This window comes from Providencia sp. PROV210 (assembly GCF_028479445.1).
GTDB classification, from domain to species: Bacteria; Pseudomonadota; Gammaproteobacteria; order Enterobacterales; family Enterobacteriaceae; genus Providencia; species Providencia rustigianii.
The window spans coordinates 69000-89917 of record NZ_JAMPNQ010000007.1 but is presented as its reverse complement, the minus strand read 5'-3'; the positions used below and the strand labels follow the sequence as shown (position 1 = coordinate 89917).

Genomic DNA, 20918 nt, shown 5'->3' with positions numbered 1-20918 from the left:
TAAACAGCGTCATGACTCAGTCAACACCGGGGAAATACTATGGCCAATAAAATAGAACATCTGGACGTACTCGCAAAAGAAATAGAAAAATATGCGGGTGGATTCGATAACATCGCAACACTAACCCATTGCATGACTCGTATTCGTTTGGTTTTAAAAGATAATAGTAAGTTTAATTCAGAAGCCTTGAAGCAAATTGAAGGCGTAAAAGGTGTCGTTTTCAATGGTGAACAACAGCAAGTGATTGTGGGTATGGGAACCGCGGCAAAAGTTTTTTCAGTGATGAATAAGCGAATGCAAGGCCAAGGTCTTGCCAGTGAGAATAATGCAGAATCTCTACCGGAGAAAAAACCGTTTTCGATTCGTCGTATGCTCAACACTCTCGCGGCTATCTTTGTTCCCACGATCCCCGCATTGATAGGGTGTGGTCTCATCATGGGAATGATTAATATTGTTCGCCTTGTGGCGCCGGGTGTAGTGGAGCAATTCCCTGAATTATTTAAATTATTAAAACTGATTGGTAGCGCGGTCTTTACGTATTTATCCATCATGATTGGTGTGAATACGGCGAAAGAGTTAGGCGCATCCACGTCAATTGGCGCCGTGATGGCAGGATTACTGGCAATGCCGGGATTGGCGGATATCACGCTATTCGGTGAAAAACTTCAGCCAAACAGCGGCGGCATATTTGCGGTTCTGATGGTGGTTGTATTTTCGTCTAAATTTGAGGTGTGGTTTAGAAGTATCATTAAAGAAAGCTTGGATCTCATTGTGACGCCATTTGTGACTATTTTAGTGTCAGCGATGGTTGCATTAGTGGTCTTCCAACCGGCAGGGCATTACCTAAACCAAGTGTTAGCGCAAGGTGTCTCTGTCGCACTGCTTAACAGTGGTGGGGGTGCAGTGGCAACTGGGGGAATATTAGGCGGAAGTTTCTTATTCTTACTTTTGACTGGCTTACATCAAGGTTTGATCCCAATCCATGCTGAAATTTTACAAACTTTTGGTTTGAACTATTTATTTCCAATCTTAGCGATGGGCGGTATGGGGCAAGTCGGTTCCTGTTTCTGGGTATTCTTAAAAACTAAAAATCCACGCTTGAAGAAAACATTAGTGGGTGCATTACCCGTTGGTATCTTTGGGGTGGGGGAGCCATTATTATTTGGCGTTTCATTACCTCTCGGTAAGCCATTTATTGCTGGATGTATTGGTGGGGCTGCGGGTGGAGCGCTAATGGCATTCTTCCATGTGGGCATTATTATTCCATTTGGTACTGCGGGATTATCATTAATTCCATTGGTTGGAGATGGGCAAATACTTGATTTTCTGATTGCGGTTGCAGGCGCATGGATTGTCGGTTTCATTGCCAGTATGATAATAGGCTTCAACGATCCAGAAAAATAATAAGAAGGAATAGCCATGTCAGCTCTGACGGTAAAATTGGAAAGTTTATTGACGAGAGGCAAAGGGACTGAGCAGCGTATCGCCAAGTTTTTGCTTGAATGTCGTGACAGTCTTGTCGCGATGAATGCCGCTGAACTTGCTCAAGCCGCAGGCGTCAGCAGCGCTTCAGTCATTCGCTTCGCTCGCCAGATGGGCTACCGTGGCTATCCTGAATTCAAAGTAGATTACTTATCTGATGAAAAACAGCATAAAGCTGAAACGCTGTATGGCAATTTGAGCCGTAATGATGGTACGGCTCAAATTATCGCGAAATCAGGGCAAATGTTTATTTCTGCTATTGAAAAATCATTGGAATTACTCGAGCCTGTTGCTGTGGACACCATTGCTCAAAAACTGGTAGAAGCAAAGCGTATTGTGGTGTTTGGGATCGGTTCTTCGGCAATTGTCGCCAATGATATTTTTCATAAGCTCATTCGTGTTAATAAACCGGTTTTATTTAGCACGGATTTACACGTACAACTTAGCTATTCTGCCAATTTAAATGACGGTGATTTGGCGATCGCGGTTACTGCCAGAGGCAATACCCCTGAAATTAATCGGATGCTGAAATCGGCACAGGAAAGTGGTTGCACCACGGTTGCCTTAACCCGCTTCGGGCAAGACGAATCGGCACGTATCGCAGATTTAATCTTGCCTTATTACTATGATGAGCAGCATACCCAGCTAGGGGTGATTACGCCGCAAGTGTTACAGATGGTGATTTTCGACACGCTATTTTTTAAGTATTTAACACTCGCCAATGAAGATACGGATATCGCCTTACAAAAAGGTCGACAAGCCGTGACACAGGCAGGATAACTATGATTGTCACTGAATTAGCCATCGGCGCATTGATTGGCTTAATTATTAGCACCACAGGGGTAGGCGGTGGTGTGATTGTTTTACCCATACTCACTTACTTTTTTGGGCTTAATGCCTTAGCCGCAGTAGCAACTGCAAACTTTTTATCGATGTTGATGAAAATATCTTCGTCATATATGCACTTTCGGTTGGGTAATATCCCAATGAAAGGCGCATTGATTGTGCTGGCCATTATGCTACCAAGTACCTTTTTATCGAGCCTATTTGTGACTTGGCTGGGAAGTATCCCGGAATATACACAACAGGTTGAGTGGGGAATTAATTTACTGGTTGCTACGGCGATTATTTTTTCTCTGTATCTGTTTATCCAACGGATGTTTTTTCTTAATCCACTCAAAAAATTAGCGATGAAAGAAAATCAACTTCGGGCGATGGCATTTCCTGCGGTGATGGCAGGGATTGTGTTAGGGGCGACAGGTGTTGGGGGTGGAGTCGTGGTATTGCCGATGTTACTGCGTTATATGAATTTAAACATTAAGCAGGCTATTGGGACATCCATCATTGTCACGACTGTTTTATCAGGATCTTCAGCATTGGCCTATGCACAAGATGGCTACACTGATTTAAAACTGGCACTAATCTTATGTGCAGGTGCGTTATTGGTGATGCCTTTAGCTAAATATCTGTTAGTGAAGTTATCTGAGCGCACTTTCCAATACATGACATTATTACTGATTTTGTGTAGTGCCGTGATGATGACATGGAAAGTAATAATGCCGTAAAAATAGCCCCTCTTGGTGTTGTTGAGGGGGCTTTTATCTATTTATATGATACTTGTGATTAACTCATTACTCTTTTTATGCAATGTAAAAAATGGTTAAGCATGTTTTTTTACTCTTTTCTATGTATGTCATTCCAACAGATATTTATCATTTTAGCTTCATTTGATCTTATCAATAGTTTCAGCTCTTAATTGACTGAATATCCTATTTTTATATGAAAATATAATTGTATAAAATACATGTGATAACCAAGTTAAATTTAATTTAATGTTTTTTCATAATGGTTGCATTTTGTCTTTTTATTGATACTTTTTAATTACTTGGTAATATATGTTGCTGAATGTATATCTAAATACCTATCAGTAAAGAATTGATATTTTTTGTTTTTTTATATTATTTAATATTGATGGAAGTTAATTTGTAATTAAAAATATTAAAAAATATTAATGTCAATATATAATCCTTAAATATTAGTCTAAATTTGAATTGATTTGGATTATATTACCATCTATTTTTGATGCTTTAAATGTGACTGCTTTGTAAATGTTTGTAATATATTAAATTTAATGGTTCCATTATACGATTAATGTTTTTTTTACATGTCAATTAAAATAACCACTAACTTGGCTTCTATTGTCTTTACCCTAAATATGATCCAGAATTAAAAAACTGATTAATATTTTTTGATTCTTCATTCTTATTTTGGGAGTTTTTTATGTCTGTGAAAATATCAAAGAAGAATGAAAATCAAAAGATTGGATTAATAGCCTTGGTTGCCATTGTTGTTAGCTCAATGATTGGTAGTGGTGTCGATGGGCTACCACAAAATATGGCTGAAAATTCAGCTGTAGGTCCAGTGGTCATTGCTTGGCTAATTTGTGGGTTTGGGATGTTTTTTATTTCCCGTGTATTTATTGTGTTATCCAATATTCGCCCTGATTTACAGGCTGGTATCTATATGTATGCAAGAGAGGGATTCGGACCTTTTATTGCTTTCATTGTGGCTTGGGGATATTGGCTTATGACCATTTTTAGTAATGTTGCCTTTGCTATTATGGTTATGGATACCCTAAATTATTTTATTCCTGGTGATTTTAGCGGTGGAAATAATATCCCATCCGTTATTGGTGCATCTATTTTGGTTTGGGGGTTTAATTTTCTTGTCCTATCCGGAACTCGTGTTGCAGGCGTCGTGAATATATTAGGTACATTTGCGAAAATGATACCTCTAATTGTCTTTGTTTTTACGGTAGCTTATTTTTTAAATTATAATGAGTTAACCAAAAATATTTGGGGGCATAGCCCCGAGTTTTCACATCAAAAATTAGGTTCTATTTCGAGCCAAATATTCTCTCCATTGGATGTTGCTCTTTGGTCGTTTATTGGTGTTGAAGGTGCTGTTGCATTATCCGGTAGAGCCAAAAATAAAAAAGATGTTGGTAAAGCTACTTTTATAGGCTTCGTTATCTCGCTATTTATCTGTATTTTGGTTTCAATATTACCTTTTGGTATCTTTAGTCAAAGCACTCTGAGTGAGATCGCTACACCATCGACTGCGGGAATATTAAAATCATTAACAGGGGATTGGGGTGAATGGTTAATTAATATTGGCGTTCTAGTCTCAGTATTAACGAGCTGGTTAGCTTGGACGATGATTTGCGCTGAGATACCTATGGTTGCAGCACAAGATGGTACTTTCCCGAAAAAGTTTTCTCAGAAGAATAAAAATGGCTCTGCATCAGTTTCACTATGGGTGAGCAGTGGATTTATGCAGGTGGTTATTTTCCTAGTCTATTTTTCTAATCATGCATGGCTAGCGATGTTAGCAATTTCTGCCCTAACAGTTTTACCTGCATATTTAATGTCAACCGCCTATTTATTTAAGCTTTGTATCACGGGTGAATACAGTAAATATACAAATAAAAACTCCACAATTGCATTAGTGACCAGTGTGATAGGAATTTCATTTTGTTTATTAATGTTTTATGCCAGTGAAGTGAAATACCTTACGATGGTACCAATATTATTAACAGTCGGATTACCTTTGTTTATTTGGTCAAGAGTGAAACATTTTAAAGATAAACCTATTTTCACTCGAGTGGAATTAAATATTTTTATTTTTTTAATTATGCTCGATATATTGATTATTATTCTTTTTATGAATGGTATTGTTAATTTTTAATTAACCCTATAAATAAGCTTATGATTTATTTTCCTACCTCATTCATTAAGGAATGGGTATCAATTTATGATTGTCAATTTTTGCAGTAAACAATAAAATAAAATGGAGATATATTTTGAAATTTAATCATAATATTTTATTTGTATCATCTTCTTATCTAAAAGAAGATCACCCAGCCAAACAAGCTCTTGAGCGCCTTAAAGCTGCCGTAATAGAACGTGATTTTAAGGTTTTTATCGCAGATAAAATTCAGGATGGAATACGATTAATTCAAGAAAACCCTAAATATAGTGCCGTGGCTATTTATTGGGACGACAATGATCCTAATATGGCGAAGAATTGTGTACAGGTTGTAGCCGTATTACGTAAACGAAATCCAACGACACCGCTCTTATTAGTGTCGGAGGAAAATATTACAGATAATGTTCCTCTAGATGTCTTAAAAGAAGTTAGTGAGTACATTTATTTATATTCAGAAACGCCACCATTTACGGCTAATCGTATTTATACGCTTGTACATCGTTACGCCGAAAACCTCTTGCCACCCTATTTTAAAACACTGAAAGATTTTACTGAGGATGGTGATTACTATTGGGATTGCCCGGGACATATGGGGGGCATGGCATATTTAAAACATCCAGTAGGTATTGAGTTTATTAATTTTTTTGGCGAGAACATGATGAGGGCCGATATTGGTGTCGCCACCGCAGAAATGGGTGACTATCTGATTCATGCTGGTCCCTCAAAAAAATCAGAAGAAATCGCGGCTGAACTTTTTGGTGCTGATTGGACTTTTTACGGTGTATCAGGCTCATCAGGTTCTAACCGTATAGTCGCGCAGGGTGCTGTTGCTGCAGATGAAATTGTCATCGTCGATCGCAACTGCCATAAGTCGCTTAATCATGGCTTAACATTGTCGCAAGCTCGTCCTGTGTATTTAAAACCAACTCGTAATGGTTATGGTCTTATTGGCCCTATTCCGAATGAGCGTTTAAAAAAAGCAAGTATTGATAAGCTCATAGCTCAAAGCCCATTAAGTCAAGGTGCAGCAACATCAGAAGCGACCTATGCAGTCGTGACTAACTGCACGTATGACGGCTTTTGTTATAATGTGAACGATGTTGTTAAATATCTCGGCGAAAGCGCCCCTAGAATTCACTTTGATGAAGCTTGGTATGCTTATGCACGCTTCCATCCGTTATATAAAAATCGTTTTGCTATGGGGGTGGAGGATACACCAAATCGTCCTACTATTTTTGCTGTTCAATCAACACATAAAATGTTGCCATCGCTCTCAATGGCTTCCATGATCCATGTGAAAAAAAGTGAACGTGCCCCCCTTAATTTTGATGATTTCAATGACTCATTTATGATGCATGGAACTACCTCACCTTACTACCCAATCATTGCATCCATTGATGTGGCCGTTAGTATGATGCAAGGTCAATCAGGTACATCATTAGTTCAAGAGTCTATAGAAGAAGCGATAGCGTTCCGTAAAGCAGTTGTGTCCGTGAAACGTCAATTAAAAGAGCAAGAAGGTGAGTCAGCTTGGTTTTTTGATGTCTTGCAGCCTACGGAGGTCAAGAATCAAGAAACAGGACAAAAATACAGTTTTGAAGATGCACCGATTGAATTACTGAGTCAGGACCCAAATTGTTGGGGTTTACGTGCTGGAGATAAATGGCATGGGTTTACTGATGAGGATTTAGCCGACACAAACAGTATGCTTGATCCAGTAAAAGTCACTATTACTTGCCCTGGAATTTCGCCTGACGGTAAATATCAAGATAGAGGGATCCCCGGTTATATCATCACAAAATTCCTAGATGACCGCCGTATTGAAATAGCACGTACGGGGGATTATACCATTTTGATTTTATTTTCTGTGGGGATTACCAAAGGTAAGTGGGGAACACTGCTCGAAAGTTTATTGTCATTCAAAAAACTCTATGACAATGGCACACTTGCGATTGACGCTATTCCATCATTAAAAAATCATTCATCGAATTACGATAAGTTGACCCTTAAACAACTCTGTCAGGAAATGCATGAAAAAATGTGTGATCTTGATTTAATGAAGCATATCAATGATGCGGTTAATACCGATCCTGAACCTGTTTTAACACCTGCGGATGCCTATCAAAAAGTGGTTCGCTATAAGTCCGAACACATTCGTTTAGATGATTTTTCTGGGCGTATTGCCGCCAGTATGCTTGTTCCATATCCTCCTGGAATTCCAGTCTTGATGCCCGGTGAACGTTTACCTAAAGGAAACCAAGGAATTATTGGTTACTTACGTGCACTTCAGGAATTTGATAAGCACTATCCGGGGTTTGAGCATGAAGTTCAAGGTATCAATGTCGATGATAATGGTGATTTTTGGGTTAGGGCCATTATTGAAGATGACCGCAAAGCAGTAGAGGTTCCTAAGCATATAACCTTTAAACGTCATGTGACTTCAACCATCAAAAAAGGTCGTCAGTAGCTTTAGCTTAAAGTACTGGTGACGAGAGCCATCAGTACTTGATAAAAGCTAAAAATATATTTATTGGCGTTTTTTTAACGACTTTTAAAAGGCTCTATTTATGGCAAATCAACCTTCAGCAACATCAAGTAGCACAACAGACGCCTCCTCTTCTGGAGGAACTAAATTAGGGTTAATTGCATTAATTGCAATTGTTGTTGGGTCAATGCTTGGTGGTGGCGTATTCAGTTTACCGCAAAATACAGCCGCAAGTTCTGCAGTCGGTCCTGTAATTATTGCGTGGGTGATAGCTGGCATTGGTATCTATTTTATTGCTAATTCATTTCGTATTCTGTCGGATCTCCGCCCTGATTTACAAGCAGGGGTTTACATGTATGCACAAGAAGGATTCGGTTCTTTCATTGGTTTTAGTGTGGCGTGGGGATATTGGCTAATGACTGCGTTTGGTAACGTCGCCTTTGCAGTTATTTTGATGGATGCATTTGATCAATTTTTCCCCGGGGTATTTACTGACGGCAATAACCTTAATTCAATTATTTGTGGCTCAGTTTTAATTTGGGGTTACAACTTCCTTGTATTATCAGGGACTAAAGTTGCTGGTTTTGTGAATACCTTAGGAACAATAGCCAAGCTAGTTCCTCTCATTTTATTTGTTATTATCTTGGGTTTATTAATTGATTATACTCAATTATTTAATAATTTTTGGGGGACTGCGCCTCAAGTTGTTACTCAAGTTAATCAACATATAGAACCGGCTTCTTTAATGTCGCAAATATTAGCGCCTATGACAGTAACACTTTGGGCATTTATTGGTGTCGAAGGTGCCGTTGTATTATCGGGGCGAGCTAAAAACAAAAAAGATGTTGGTAAAGCAACGTTATTAGGGTTCTTAATTGCTTTAATTATTTATATGTTTTTATCTATATTGCCTTTTGGTGTAATGCCGCAAGCTGAATTATCATTAGTTGAAAACCCTTCTACTGCCGGTGTTCTTGGGAAAGTTGTTGGTGATTGGGGAAGCTTATTAATGAATATTGGCCTGATCATATCTGTATTAGCCGGTTGGCTAGCATGGACAATGCTTTGTGCTGAAATTCCAATGGTAGCAGGACAAAAAGGTGCATTTCCTCGAGCATTTGCACGTACTAACAAGAAGCAGGCAGCAAGTGTGTCTCTTTGGGTTAGTAGCTTCATTATGCAGGCCGCAATGTTATTAGTTTATTTTTCCAGCAATGCTTGGAATACCATGTATAACATTAGTGCCTTGATGGTTGTACCTGCCTATATTACAACTACGCTTTATATGACTAAAATATGCTTGAATAAGGAATATAATCAATATTCTCAAAAAGGTCGTAATATCGCCTTGGTGAGCGGTGTAATTGGTACATTATTTTGCTTATTCATTCTTTATGCAAGCCAAATTCAATATGTTGCACTTATTCCTATTTTATTAACTTGTGGCTTACCTATTTTTATTTGGTCTCGTAAAGAGAAAAAAGATAACTTACCTATTTTTAATAAGATGGAATTAATCTCTTTAGCTATATTATTAGCTTTAGATTTGATTGTTGTTTTCTTATTATTTAAAGGCGTTATTTCCATTTAAATCTCAGTCTTATTTCAAAGGTTACTCTTTTTATAAGAGTAACCTTGTAATAAATAAATTATTCATGATTTTTAAATTTATTCAGTAATTATCTGAAGGGTTTTGTATTTGAAAGTTAAGGTAAACAGAATGAAAATATTAATTAAATCTACAGGCGCTGCACTAGTTCTGATGACTTTTGTGAGCCAAGCGGAAGAGTTTATACCTAGTGGCTCTATTGGGGTAACACAAACATTTTATGGCAATGCGGGTAGCTATAAAACAGCAACATCACACCCATCATTACTGTTCAATTACAATTTTTATCCTAAGTGGAGTATGGCTTTACAATGGGATAGAACATGGAATATGTACCATTATGACGGTTCAGAAAAGCAACAAGATAACCGGTTTAGTGGTCCAAAAGGTACATTAAATTATAACTATGGTGTGATTGATGGATCAAAAGTGAAATGGAACTCTTCGCTAATGGTTGAGAATGAGGATGATTTTGATGGTACCAACCAAACCTACGCATTGATGCAAACAGCATTCGATTTTTCTGAATACATTCCTAAAAATGATTATATTCAAGCGACTCAATTTGCATTTTCACCTATGTATATTTATGGATGGAATACCCAAGGACCGTCAGGACATGTTAATACAGGGATTTTAAGTTTACTTACTAATTGGCAGCTCCCTGCAAATTTTTCGATTACACTAAATGCTTATGCTTTTAGAGAATGGTATGACGGAAATATGCTCATAACTGATGGAACACAGTCCTACAGTAATGCAAATTATTATATGTTTTTAGCATGGTTAAATTATTCGAATACCTTATATCAATTTAATGATAATACTTCATTGTCATTTAATTTTGTTGGTGGATTAGATCCGTATATATCCTCGAATAAAAAAGCAGCTTGGGATCCATTTATTGCAGGAAATCAAATGTCTGAATGGTTATCGCCAACAATTATGGACGGTAATTATAAAAGTACTTATACCTTGTTTGCACTACCCCAGCTTAGTTTAAATTATCAATATAATAAGGCTCTAAATTTATCTGCATTTGTTCAAGCCAAATATTCTAATCAAGTCTGGGGTTCAACTGAAAAAGATTGGGAGCTACAGCCGCAGGGAGGCGTGGGTATTCGTTATGCCTTCTAGTAAAACATGCTCATATTTAAATATGAGCATGTTATTGTTCTAAATTGTACCCGGCTTATGCTTTATAGGGGAACAATATGGCAACGTATTAATAAGGTTTAGGCAAATCAAAAAAATTCTAATGGATTTACCTATTCTAATTCTTAGAATGCTGGTTTTTTGGATAAAAATAGTGATATTCACTAATTTTTAAATTAAAAAATATGGCTATATTTTAGAGGTTTTTAATAAAATAGATTCTGGATATCAGCGATTCTGAGTATTTATTTCTATAGATATCAGCTGTATATCAAAGAGTTAAAATACGTTCTACAATTAAAGACATTAATTTTGATGCATCGACATCAGTAATAATTTTACATTTAGATTCATTATTCATAGTTTCCGAACAGTGATTAGTAGCAGTAGATATGGTGGCAAGACTATGACCAAATAGTCTATTGGATTCATATTCAATAGTAATTGAACCGTCAACACCTGAAAAAATTTCAGGTTGAATGAGGTATGCGATAACGCAGGGGTCATGCAGAAAAGGATCACATTCGGCATATCTTCGGCACATCTCTGCCACTTTCAGGGCAATAACATCACCTTTTTCCAAAGACGTGCACAAACCTGCTCTTATATCAGCTTTACTTGTTACATCCAAACCAAGCATAGTAATATGTCGTGCGCTATCAAAAACAATATGAGCAGCATGGGGATCTACATAAAAATTAAATTCAGCTGCTGGTGTTATATTTCCCTGTGTAAATGCGGCTCCTCCCATAACTACAATATCTTTTACATTATCAACTAATTTTGGTTCTTTAATGATAGCTATTGCGATATTAGTGAGAGAAGCCATTGCGCATAATGTTACTTCACCTGGATTTGACATTACTGAATCAATAATAAAGTCTACCGCATGACCTGAATCATTTTGGTATTCTGGCGTAGGTAGGAGCACCCCAGCTAGCCCATCTGTACCATGAACATTAGTTTTATTTCCAGTTTTGGTCATTAATGGACGATCGCAGCCTTTTGCTAGAGGAATATCTAGCCTATTCGCTAATGTAAGTAATTTTTTTGCATTACTGTGAACCTTTTCTAACTCTACATTCCCAGCGACTGTCGTTATCCCGATGATTTCTATTTCTGGTGACGCTATCGCGAGAAAAATGGCCACTGCATCATCAACTCCAGGATCACAATCTATTATTATTTTATGCATTTTTACTCCTTGATTTATATTTTATTAATTAGAAAGGTGAAAGTATTAAGAATTAAATCTAAAGTGACTATATATTTAAATTGTCTAAATATTAAAAAATATGAAAGATAAAGTTATAAGGACTGCAACAATAAAAACATAGAGGGTTTATTCTGTGTGCTTCCCAAAAAACATCTTTATTGGAATGATTACATTATCAATTCTTGATGCTATATCATCAAGAATGGCAAGTCTATTTTTTGAAGTCAAGAAAGTGTATAGTTAAAAATAAAAATCACAACAAATATAAATTACTCCAAAAGGATTACAATGTTAGTAGATTTTAATTTTTAATTAATTATATCGGTTATAAAAAAGGATTTTAAAATTAACCTATTATTGCATAATTGATTACATTAATAATTAAAAAATTTAAAATATAGTAATCTAAAATAAGCTATTTTGTTTGTCTTTTTTTTAAATAATTCTAAAAGTGTGAATTTCATCGCATTTATAAACTCATTGCTCAAAGTCCATTAAGTAAAGGTGCTGCAACATCAGAAGCGACTTATGTCGTCGTGGCTAACGGTAAGTATGACGGCTTTTATTATAATGTGAACGATGTTGTTAAATATCTTGGCGAAAGTGCCCCTAGAATTCACTTTGATGAAGCTTGGTATGCTTATGCATGCTTCCTCCCGTATATAAAAATCGTTTTGCTATGGGGGAGGATACACCTAACTGTCCCACTATGTTTGCTGTTCAATCAATACATAAAATGTTGCCATCGCTCTCAATAGCTTCCATGATCCATGTGAAAAAGTGAACGTACCCCATTAATTTTGATGATTTCAATGACTCATTTATGATGCATGGAACTACCTCACCTTATTACCTAATCATATCCTCAAATAAAAAATCAGCGTGAGGATCCAATAAGCCTTTTGATTGAAATTACGGGGCACTAAATTTACTCATAAAGCTAACTTCGCATGAATTATGTGTAATCGAAAAACAGGCTCCGGTTGGCATTTGTTAATAATAAATAGTAATTAAGTTATATTTTTTATTGTAATTGGATATAATTAATTTGTTATTAATAGTAGAGTAAGAATATGGAAATATGTATGGGGGACACAGTTTGATGAAGATAGTACTTACATTGAATGAGACCAGTTTGAATATATATTATTGTTTTTTTATTAGAATTTAAAATGGATACGAATTGTTTTAAGGGGATATTTATTACATTACCGTTATTTACTCTGAAATGGAGTAATATATCAATGTAAGTTCAATTTTTTATCGATTAATTGTCACTTTGTGACAATATAATAAACTGAAAATTATATATTTTTATGTCTATTTTAGGTTAATTTGCTGGAATATCTAAATATTCACATTCTCTAATCAATTCTTTGATATTGTTACTATTTAAAATTATTATACATTATATGAATGTACTATTGTATTGAGTAATCAATGATATAAAGTCTAACTAAATATTTAATTTATTATGGGATGGCTATATGAAAGATCTAATTTTAGGGGGGAGTGTTTTTATACCCGGTATAGCCCTTATCTTGTTTTTGGGTTTTTTTTTGTGGTTGTCTATAAGGGCTATCTATATTGGTTTGGTTATGAGGAATGAATATGCTGGCAGTCTTTTCGATATTTCAATGTTGTTTTTTTGCATATTAATAATACATGTGATTGCTAATTTATAATTGGTTATAGAATGAATATTAAAAAGTACTTATTAGTTGTAATATCCATATTTATTATTATCTCATCTATTTATGTGTTATGGAATCATTATGCTTTGAGCCCATGGACTCGTGATGGCAGAATTAGAGCTGAAGTGAGTGAAATAACAGCTGAAGTTTCAGGTAAAATTGAAAAACTCTTAATTGTTGACAATCAAGAGGTGAAGAAAAATGAGCTACTATTAGTTGTTGATCCAACTGATTACGATATTAAATTACGCGAGTCTGAAATTGAACTTAATGAGCTTATTGTTCAATATAATTTTGCTAAGAGCCAACTTGCGAGACGTAGTAAACTTAGTCAAGTTGCTATATCAAAAGAGGAGCTGGAAGATGCAAAATCAAGGCTGGATAGTTTAACGAAAAAAATTGAGCTATCGAAAGTTAAAATTGAAAAAGCAAAATTAGATTTATCAAGAACGGAAATTAGATCACCAGTAAATGGTTTTATAACAAACTTAAATTTAAGAAAAGGTAATTATATCAGTGCAGGTGCGCCATTATTCGCTATTATTGATGAAGATTCCTACTATGTTATCGCTTATTTAGAAGAAACAAAAATGCGTAACGTAGCTGTAGATAATAATGTAACGGTAACGCTTTACAGTAATAATGAAGAACTTAAAGGAAAAGTACAAAGTATAGGCCGAGCAATTGATGATAACAACTCTAGAACGGGTAATCAGCTTCTTGAAAATGTAGAGCCTAATTATCCTTGGGTTCGGTTAGCACAACGAGTTCCAATTAAAATTTCCTTAAATAATATTGATGGGGTACACCTTATTCCCGGAACAACCTGTACCGTATTTATTGAAGATTAATATATGAATTCAAATTGGATGTTTGCAATAAAATTCACATTGGCAATTTTATTGGCTTGGTATGTATCTTCATACCTCGGTTTTGATAAGCCATACTGGGCAATGATGACTGTTGCAATCATTGGATACCCTGACCGGTCATTAAGTCTTGCTAAAATGGGAGCAAGATTAGTCGGTAGTTTTATCGGTGTCATAGCCGTAACCTTGATTGCTAACATTAGCCTCAATGATCAATGGTTATTTACATCATTAATTATAGTTTGGTTATCAGCATGCTTATTTTTAACGTTAACTTCACGCTATATGATGCCATACATGTTTTCGTTATCAGGGTATACTTCAGCCATTATAGCATTTGGTACATCGGTTTATCCTTTACCGATGACAATTTTTGAATTGTCCCAAGAGCGGCTAATTGAAGTGACAATAGGTATTATCGCTTATACCTTCGTTATGTATATTTTACCGTCTAAACGACATATTTTTCAAACTCAGATAATTAAGAAAAAAATTCAGAGTGAGAAGAAAAAAGTACTTTCTGAATTATTTAAAGGTCATAGGGGTAATACCATTAAGGAAGTAAAGGAGGTTATTACATCGAGTATATCTTATGATGAGTTAAGTCAATATGAAAGTAATTTTATTTCATTTAAAAAATCAAGCAGCCAATTATTTAAGTTACCATTATTTATAACTTTTATTATTATTGGATTGAAAAATAAAGATATTCTGAAATATAAAGGCTATAGCGAATTTTTAAATATTAAACGTAAGAGTAATATTAAGCTGGATTATAGCCACTACGAGTTTTTTGATTGGAAAGATATTATATCAAACACAATGAGATTAGTTTTTGGTCTCGTGATCAGTGTTATCTTCTGGTTTAATACTGCATGGGATTATGGATATATCCTAGCTGTACTTATTAGTATTTCATTTACTTTTGGTGTGACTATACCAAAAGCAAATAAACTTGCATTTGTCATTTTTATAATTGCATTACTTGTTGTTTTAATTGGTTATATTTTGAAATTCTATTTTTTAATTCAAGTATCAAGTTTTTCTCAAGCTGCATTGGTTATGTTACCTATTTTTCTTTTATTAGGTATTCTTAAAACAGGTGGTAAGTTATCTTTTTTGATTTCACATGTTATGTGCATATCAATTATATTTATAATTAATTTCACTAACCCAATGAGTTTTGATTTTGTAAGCTTTTCAAATATTTCTATTGCTCTTGTATTTTCAATTGTTATAGTAACTCTTATGTTGTATATCATTCCTTTAAGTACTGATGAGCAAGTGGAAAAAAGAAAAACTCAATTTATATTGAGAAAAATAAGTGAATTTAAGGGAAATAAAGATGAAATTTCAAAATTAAAAAATACAATTATTATTAATATTAACTCATTCTCTAAAAAAGAAAATATAATTAAGATGTATGTTTTTTTATCATTATTATGTGTCTATGAAATGGCGAATTTACAAGAATCAAAGGATCTTTTAATGGCTGTTATTTTTGGGATTTTAAATGACGATGATAAAACAAAAATCTTATTCATATTAGAAAGCCAGAATAGTAAAAATGATGATGCAATTATTCGTTATACTAAAAATATTCTTAATTTTTTATAATAACTTTAAACTAAAATGAGGTGGTCATGTTTGATTTATTAACAGCGCTGGGTATTGGGCTTGCTGTTTTATTACCTTTATCTAACCCATTGACAACGGTTGCATTGTTTCTTGGTTTATCGGGTGAAATGACAATAGAAGGTCGCCAAAAAGTCATAAAAATGACACCTATCTATGTCTTTTTCATTATGATAATTTCATGGTATTCAGGCCAAGCCATCATGAATACTTTTGGTGTATCAATTCCGGGATTACGTATTGCTGGTGGTTTTATTGTTGCTTACATAGGCTTTAGAATGTTGTTTCCTATTGTTACTAGCAATATAAGTGATGATGATAAAAAAGTTAACGATAGCAATTCTAGCGTTGCATTTGTACCATTAGCAATGCCGAGTACTGCAGGGCCCGGTACTATTGCGATGATTATTAGTATGGCTTCTTCAATCATTACTAATGAGCATGCCTATCCGCATTGGGTGATATTGATTGCACCTCCTTTAGTATTTCTTATATTTTCGATTATTCTTTGGGCATGTTTAAAAAGCTCGACTATTATCATGAAATTTTTTGGCAAATCGGGTATTGATGCAATATCAAGATTAATGGGATTTTTATTAGTTTGTATGGGTGTACAATTTATTATTACAGGTATAGGCGAGCTAACTCGGTCAGGTTTTTTTAGCTAATTTCATCAACTGTAGATAACGGCTATATACATCATAATTTAGGTCACATAGGTATATATTAATATGTGGCTTGAAGTATTTTGGGGAAGAAATATATGGTTGGGAGTGAAGTGAGTTGACCCCCAGTAGAATTAACACTTTGGGATAGTATGGGTTTTGGTAGATTTAAAAAGCAAAAACCCGCAATTAAGCGGGTTCTTTAAATAGTGGTGCCCGGACTCGGAATCGAACCAAGGACACGGGGATTTTCAATCCCCTGCTCTACCGACTGAGCTATCCGGGCAACGGAGCGTATTAAACCTGATTTAAGAGGGTGAGTCAAGGCAGATCCTAAAACTTTTGATTGAGTGCGCTTTTTTTCAGCATTTGAGTTAAATTTTAAACAAATCAACATGAAAATACGTAATGAAATAACCAAAATGCCAGCAAAGAGAAACACTTGCTGGCATTTTTTAATGGCATTTTAGTGAGCGAAACTAGCGCAAATAGTTTTTCTGAGCTTTATTCACTTTAATGAGATAGTTACGCGACTCTGCCGCAGGGTGTTTAGTGGATAACGTTTCATACACTTCACCAGGCTCTAAATTATTTATTTTCTGAGCCGCTTGTTTCTTATCATTATGGAATACGCGCAGAACGCTGCCTGCACCGCCATTATAAGCAGTGATCACCGCATAGCGGCGCGATGTTGGATTGCGGATATCACCGAGATAGCTATTTTGTAAAATAGCTAAATAGGCTGTACCCGTATCAATATTTTTCTCTGGGTCAAACAGGTAGCTGCGGCTTGGTACGCCAGATTTTCCTTGAGAACGGAACACATCTTTACCCGCAGTATTTTGCATTATCTGCATCAGACCCATTGCGTCCGAACGACTCACTGCATACGGGTTGAAGCTGGATTCAATCTGCATAATTGCCAAAATCAGCGACTCATCAACACCATACTTAGCGGATGATTTCTTAATATATGGTAGATATTTATGGGCTCGTTTATCTAAGTGGTTCGGTACTAACTGCATAGTGACCGACCAAACCACATTCATACCAGATTGCCTGCGCTGCATTTTATTGCTGATCAGATAATCTGCAAATTTAGTTGCACGCCATTCCCAACGAATAGGCTCGCCAGTATTATCCATCACTTGCCCAAACAAGAATGGCTCTTTACTGTGTGGAATATCGTTAATATCGGAGTAGAGGTCGATAGAGTTTGGGTCATCGCCCATTAATAATGTGGTAACAATCGCTTTTTTCAGATGCTCTGAAGGCTCGACTGCCGCAATTGTTTCGACCGTGATGGTTCCTGCATCAAAATTAATATGACTGCGGGTACGATATTGGTCGGTATATTTCACATAGTCCTTTGGACCGGCAATCAGAACTTCTTTTATCCCCCAAATATTTTCAATATTGTGGGCAAATTGACCCATTAAAATATCGAACCCATTGGTATCTTTGACATAGTCAGGATTAAAGTCAGATTTCTGTTTACTGGAACAGGAAACGATAAGTGGTATCAACAATGTGAGGGCAAATAATTTTTTCATACGATCCACAATATTAATGCAAACTAGCGATTATCTCGTCCATATACTCTAAATCACCCAAGTTGCATGTCGGTAGCAAACCGAGCCATGCAACTTGACGAACTATAAATATAGACCTAAAAATTATTTTTCAGGGGTATATCCATCAATTTTAATATCATGACCTTCAAATAAGAACTTAACCATTTCCTGTTCTAGCATTTTACGGTCATCAGGATTCATGGTATTTAATTTTTTCTCATTGATCAGCATGGTTTGTTTAGTCATCCATTGAGCCCATGCTTCCTTCGAAATTTCATTAAAGATACGCTTTCCTAATTCACCAGGATAAAGCTGAAAATCTTGCCCATCAGCATCACGTTGTAAGAAAGTGCAAAAAATGGTTCTACTCATTTAATTTTTCCTCGAATATCAGGTAGTAAGGCAAGTTGTTTTAATAAACTTTCAACCGGAGCTGCAAGACCGATTGTTGCGCCTAGGTGTAAGTTATACCAGAGTCCTGTGCCTTCATCCATGGCAGAGTTAAATGCCTGAATATTAACTTTTACAGGGATAATATCTAAATGGAAATGGCTAAACGTGTGGCGAAATGCAATTAATTGTTCTGGCGTGTCATATTTCATTCCCGAATCCGCCAGCCAAGCTGAAAGCTGCTCACTGTTTTCAAATTGTGGGAATGCAAATAATCCTCCCCAGATCCCAGAGGGTGGACGTTGTTCCAGCCACACCTTATCGTCGTGCTGTAGGATTAAAAACCAAGCGCTTTTCTCAGGGATCTTCTGTTTCGGTTTTTTCCCCGGATAGGATGCCCAAGAGTGATTGGCATAAGCGACGCAACCACTATTTAATGGGCACAATTCACATTTCGGTTTGCTACGTGTACAGACCATCGCACCAAGATCCATCATGGCTTGGTTAAAGTATTCAACTTCAACCGCAGGGGTAACTTTGGTACTAATTTCCCATAACCGATTTTCGACCTCTTTCTTACCCGGCCAGCCACCGACGGCATAGCAGCGAGCCAACACGCGTTTTACGTTACCATCGAGGATTGGAAAATGCTGTTGCTGAGAGAGCGAAAGAATCGCGCCTGCGGTAGAGCGTCCCACTCCAGGTAAGGCATTCACTTCTTCAAAGGTCGTAGGAAACTTGCCGTTGTATTGTGTGGCAATCACTTGCGCTGCTTTGTGAAGATTACGTGCTCGGGCGTAATATCCCAGCCCTGTCCAGAGGTGTAAAACCTCATCTAACGGGGCATTAGCTAACGCAGTGACGTCAGAAAAGCGTTGAATAAATTTTTCAAAATAGGGAATGACAGTGCTGACTTGGGTTTGTTGTAGCATCACCTCGGAAAGCCAGACATGGTAAGAGGATTTTTCCTGCTGCCATGGCAAGGTTTTTCGTCCATATTTGTGATACCACTTGAGCACTGCACTTGAAAATTGTTGAGCTTCCATTGATTCGTTATTTTTATTGGTATTTCAGTCATGGGGAGGATTGCAACATAGACCGAGGTAGCTGTAAACCGCTTCGTGTGTAAAGTTATCCAATTATCAACTGCAAGATCCCTGAAGTTTTGGTAAACTCGCGTACTCGCTATAATTTGGCGAGAATTGATGAACACAATTTGGATTTTTTTATACTCTTGTTGGCACATTATCTAATTGGACAACGAATTTTTTAGAACTTTATTATGATCAATAACGTTATCTCCCCCGAATATAATGAAGATGGGCGTGTTATGCGCCGTGTCCGTAGTTTTGTCCGCCGTCAAGGGCGTCTGACAAAACGTCAGGAAGAAGCATTAGAAAGCGAATGGGCTGAAATGGGTATCGATTTTATTAACGAACCTTTTGATTTCGCTAAATTATTTAATAATTCAAATCCGGTTATTTTAGAAATCGGTTTTGGAATGGGTACTTCGTTAGTCACTATGGCGGAGCAGAACCCAGATAAAAACTTTCTCGGTATCGAAGTGCATGCACCGGGTGTGGGCGCTTGTTTAGCATCAGCAAAAGAAGCAAATGTGACTAACCTGCGCGTCATGTGCCACGATGCGATCGAAGTCTTAGACTTTATGATCCCTAACGGCAGCTTGGCGATGGTTCAGTTATTCTTCCCTGATCCTTGGCATAAATCGAAGCACAGTAAACGTCGTATTGTGCAGGTGCCTTTTGCAGAAAAAATTCGTACTAAATTAACGGACGGTGGTGTATTCCACATGGCAACAGACTGGGAGCCTTATGCAAAACATATGCTTGAGGTAATGAACAGTGTTGCAGGCTATGAAAACGTATCCGTTTCAGGGGACTATGTGCCTCGTCCAGAATCAAGACCAGAAACAAAGTTTGAAAAGCGCGGCCAGCGGTTAGGGCACGGTGTATGGGATTTAATGTTTAAGAGGATTTAATGATGGCTAAACAACAACGTAGTCGCCGTTTACGTAAAAAATTACGTTTGGATGAATTCCAAGAATTAGGCTTCATCGTAAAATGGAATTTTAAAGAAGGTACGCCAATTGAAGAAGTGGATAGCACAGTTGACCAACTGATTGCTGAAGCTATCGAACCAAACGGTTTGGCATTTGAAGCTAGCGGCTACTTGAGCTGGGAAGGTATTGTTTGCCTACAAAAAATTGGCAAATGTACTGAAGAGCACCGTCAAATTGTTGAAAATTGGCTAAAATCAAAAGGGATGAACGACGTTGTTGTTTCTGAACTGTTTGATGTTTGGTGGGAATAATCACTAATTTGATTATTGATTAAGGCATCCAATTGGATGCCTTTG

The 20918-nt window shown here is 36.4% G+C and carries 16 protein-coding genes, 1 tRNA gene and 1 pseudogene; 13 read left to right on the top strand and 5 right to left on the bottom strand.

The genetic code is table 11. The features are described 5' to 3' along the window. The first annotated feature begins 39 nt into the window (after positions 1–39). The 7 genes from PR761_RS07305 (at position 40) to PR761_RS07275 (ending at position 10481) form a co-directional block, all read left to right on the top strand. The gene (locus PR761_RS07305) at positions 40–1404 is read left to right on the top strand and encodes a PTS transporter subunit EIIC (protein ID WP_006815672.1); all 1365 of its coding nucleotides are present in this window, start codon (positions 40–42) and stop codon (positions 1402–1404) included. 15 nt (positions 1405–1419) lie between these two features. Beyond that, positions 1420–2262 carry a MurR/RpiR family transcriptional regulator gene (locus PR761_RS07300; RefSeq protein ID WP_115164016.1) on the top strand — a complete coding sequence of 281 codons (843 nt, stop codon included), beginning with the start codon at positions 1420–1422 and terminating at the stop codon, positions 2260–2262. A gap of 2 nt (positions 2263–2264) precedes the next feature. Then, positions 2265–3047 carry a sulfite exporter TauE/SafE family protein gene (locus PR761_RS07295; protein ID WP_112836260.1) on the top strand — a complete coding sequence of 261 codons (783 nt, stop codon included), beginning with the start codon at positions 2265–2267 and terminating at the stop codon, positions 3045–3047. A gap of 715 nt (positions 3048–3762) precedes the next feature. After that, entirely contained in the window at positions 3763–5229 is a 1467-nt protein-coding gene (locus PR761_RS07290; protein ID WP_112836262.1) for a basic amino acid/polyamine antiporter, read from the top strand. A 115-nt stretch (positions 5230–5344) separates the two neighbouring features. Continuing rightward, entirely contained in the window at positions 5345–7717 is a 2373-nt protein-coding gene (locus PR761_RS07285; protein WP_039855570.1) for an Orn/Lys/Arg decarboxylase N-terminal domain-containing protein, read from the top strand. Between the two features lie 100 nt (positions 7718–7817). Beyond that, positions 7818–9326, top strand: coding sequence for a basic amino acid/polyamine antiporter (locus PR761_RS07280; RefSeq protein WP_154611257.1), 1509 nt, complete (start codon positions 7818–7820; stop codon positions 9324–9326). A gap of 129 nt (positions 9327–9455) precedes the next feature. Further along, positions 9456–10481 carry a FomA family porin-like outer membrane protein gene (locus PR761_RS07275; RefSeq protein WP_006815666.1) on the top strand — a complete coding sequence of 342 codons (1026 nt, stop codon included), beginning with the start codon at positions 9456–9458 and terminating at the stop codon, positions 10479–10481. 289 nt (positions 10482–10770) lie between these two features. Here the strand turns inward: PR761_RS07275 and PR761_RS07270 are convergent, their stop codons facing one another. Further along, the gene (locus tag PR761_RS07270; RefSeq protein ID WP_112836266.1) at positions 10771–11694 is read right to left on the bottom strand and encodes a nucleoside hydrolase; all 924 of its coding nucleotides are present in this window, start codon (positions 11692–11694) and stop codon (positions 10771–10773) included. A 488-nt stretch (positions 11695–12182) separates the two neighbouring features. Here PR761_RS07270 and PR761_RS17150 point away from each other — a divergent pair. The 4 genes and pseudogenes from PR761_RS17150 (at position 12183) to PR761_RS07245 (ending at position 16581) form a co-directional block, all read left to right on the top strand. Beyond that, positions 12183–12499, top strand: a pseudogene (locus PR761_RS17150) (hypothetical protein). 912 nt (positions 12500–13411) lie between these two features. Continuing rightward, positions 13412–14260 carry an efflux RND transporter periplasmic adaptor subunit gene (locus PR761_RS07255; protein ID WP_126436437.1) on the top strand — a complete coding sequence of 283 codons (849 nt, stop codon included), beginning with the start codon at positions 13412–13414 and terminating at the stop codon, positions 14258–14260. 3 nt (positions 14261–14263) lie between these two features. Further along, positions 14264–15895, top strand: coding sequence for an FUSC family protein (locus PR761_RS07250; RefSeq protein ID WP_154611258.1), 1632 nt, complete (start codon positions 14264–14266; stop codon positions 15893–15895). Positions 15896–15921: 26 nt separating this feature from the next. Next, positions 15922–16581 carry a MarC family NAAT transporter gene (locus PR761_RS07245; protein WP_154611259.1) on the top strand — a complete coding sequence of 220 codons (660 nt, stop codon included), beginning with the start codon at positions 15922–15924 and terminating at the stop codon, positions 16579–16581. A 207-nt stretch (positions 16582–16788) separates the two neighbouring features. Here the strand turns inward: PR761_RS07245 and PR761_RS07240 are convergent. The 4 genes from PR761_RS07240 to mutY all read right to left on the bottom strand — a co-directional run bounded on the left by PR761_RS07240 (position 16789) and on the right by mutY (position 19588). Then, positions 16789–16864 (bottom strand) — tRNA-Phe (locus PR761_RS07240). A 193-nt stretch (positions 16865–17057) separates the two neighbouring features. Then, the gene (mltC, locus tag PR761_RS07235; protein ID WP_006815660.1) at positions 17058–18131 is read right to left on the bottom strand and encodes a membrane-bound lytic murein transglycosylase MltC; all 1074 of its coding nucleotides are present in this window, start codon (positions 18129–18131) and stop codon (positions 17058–17060) included. Positions 18132–18254: 123 nt separating this feature from the next. After that, entirely contained in the window at positions 18255–18524 is a 270-nt protein-coding gene (locus PR761_RS07230) for an oxidative damage protection protein (RefSeq protein WP_006815659.1), read from the bottom strand. Continuing rightward, positions 18521–19588, bottom strand: coding sequence for an A/G-specific adenine glycosylase (gene mutY, locus PR761_RS07225; RefSeq protein WP_039855566.1), 1068 nt, complete (start codon positions 19586–19588; stop codon positions 18521–18523). Before mutY ends, PR761_RS07230 begins: the two co-directional genes overlap by 4 nt. A gap of 236 nt (positions 19589–19824) precedes the next feature. On the opposite strand from mutY, the gene trmB reads away from it, so the two are divergent. Further along, a complete protein-coding gene (gene trmB / locus PR761_RS07220) occupies positions 19825–20541 on the top strand; it encodes a tRNA (guanosine(46)-N7)-methyltransferase TrmB (RefSeq protein WP_006815656.1) in 717 nt (238 codons plus the stop codon). Positions 20542–20543: 2 nt separating this feature from the next. Further along, entirely contained in the window at positions 20544–20873 is a 330-nt protein-coding gene (locus tag PR761_RS07215; protein ID WP_039855660.1) for a YggL family protein, read from the top strand. Positions 20874–20918: the final 45 nt, after the last annotated feature.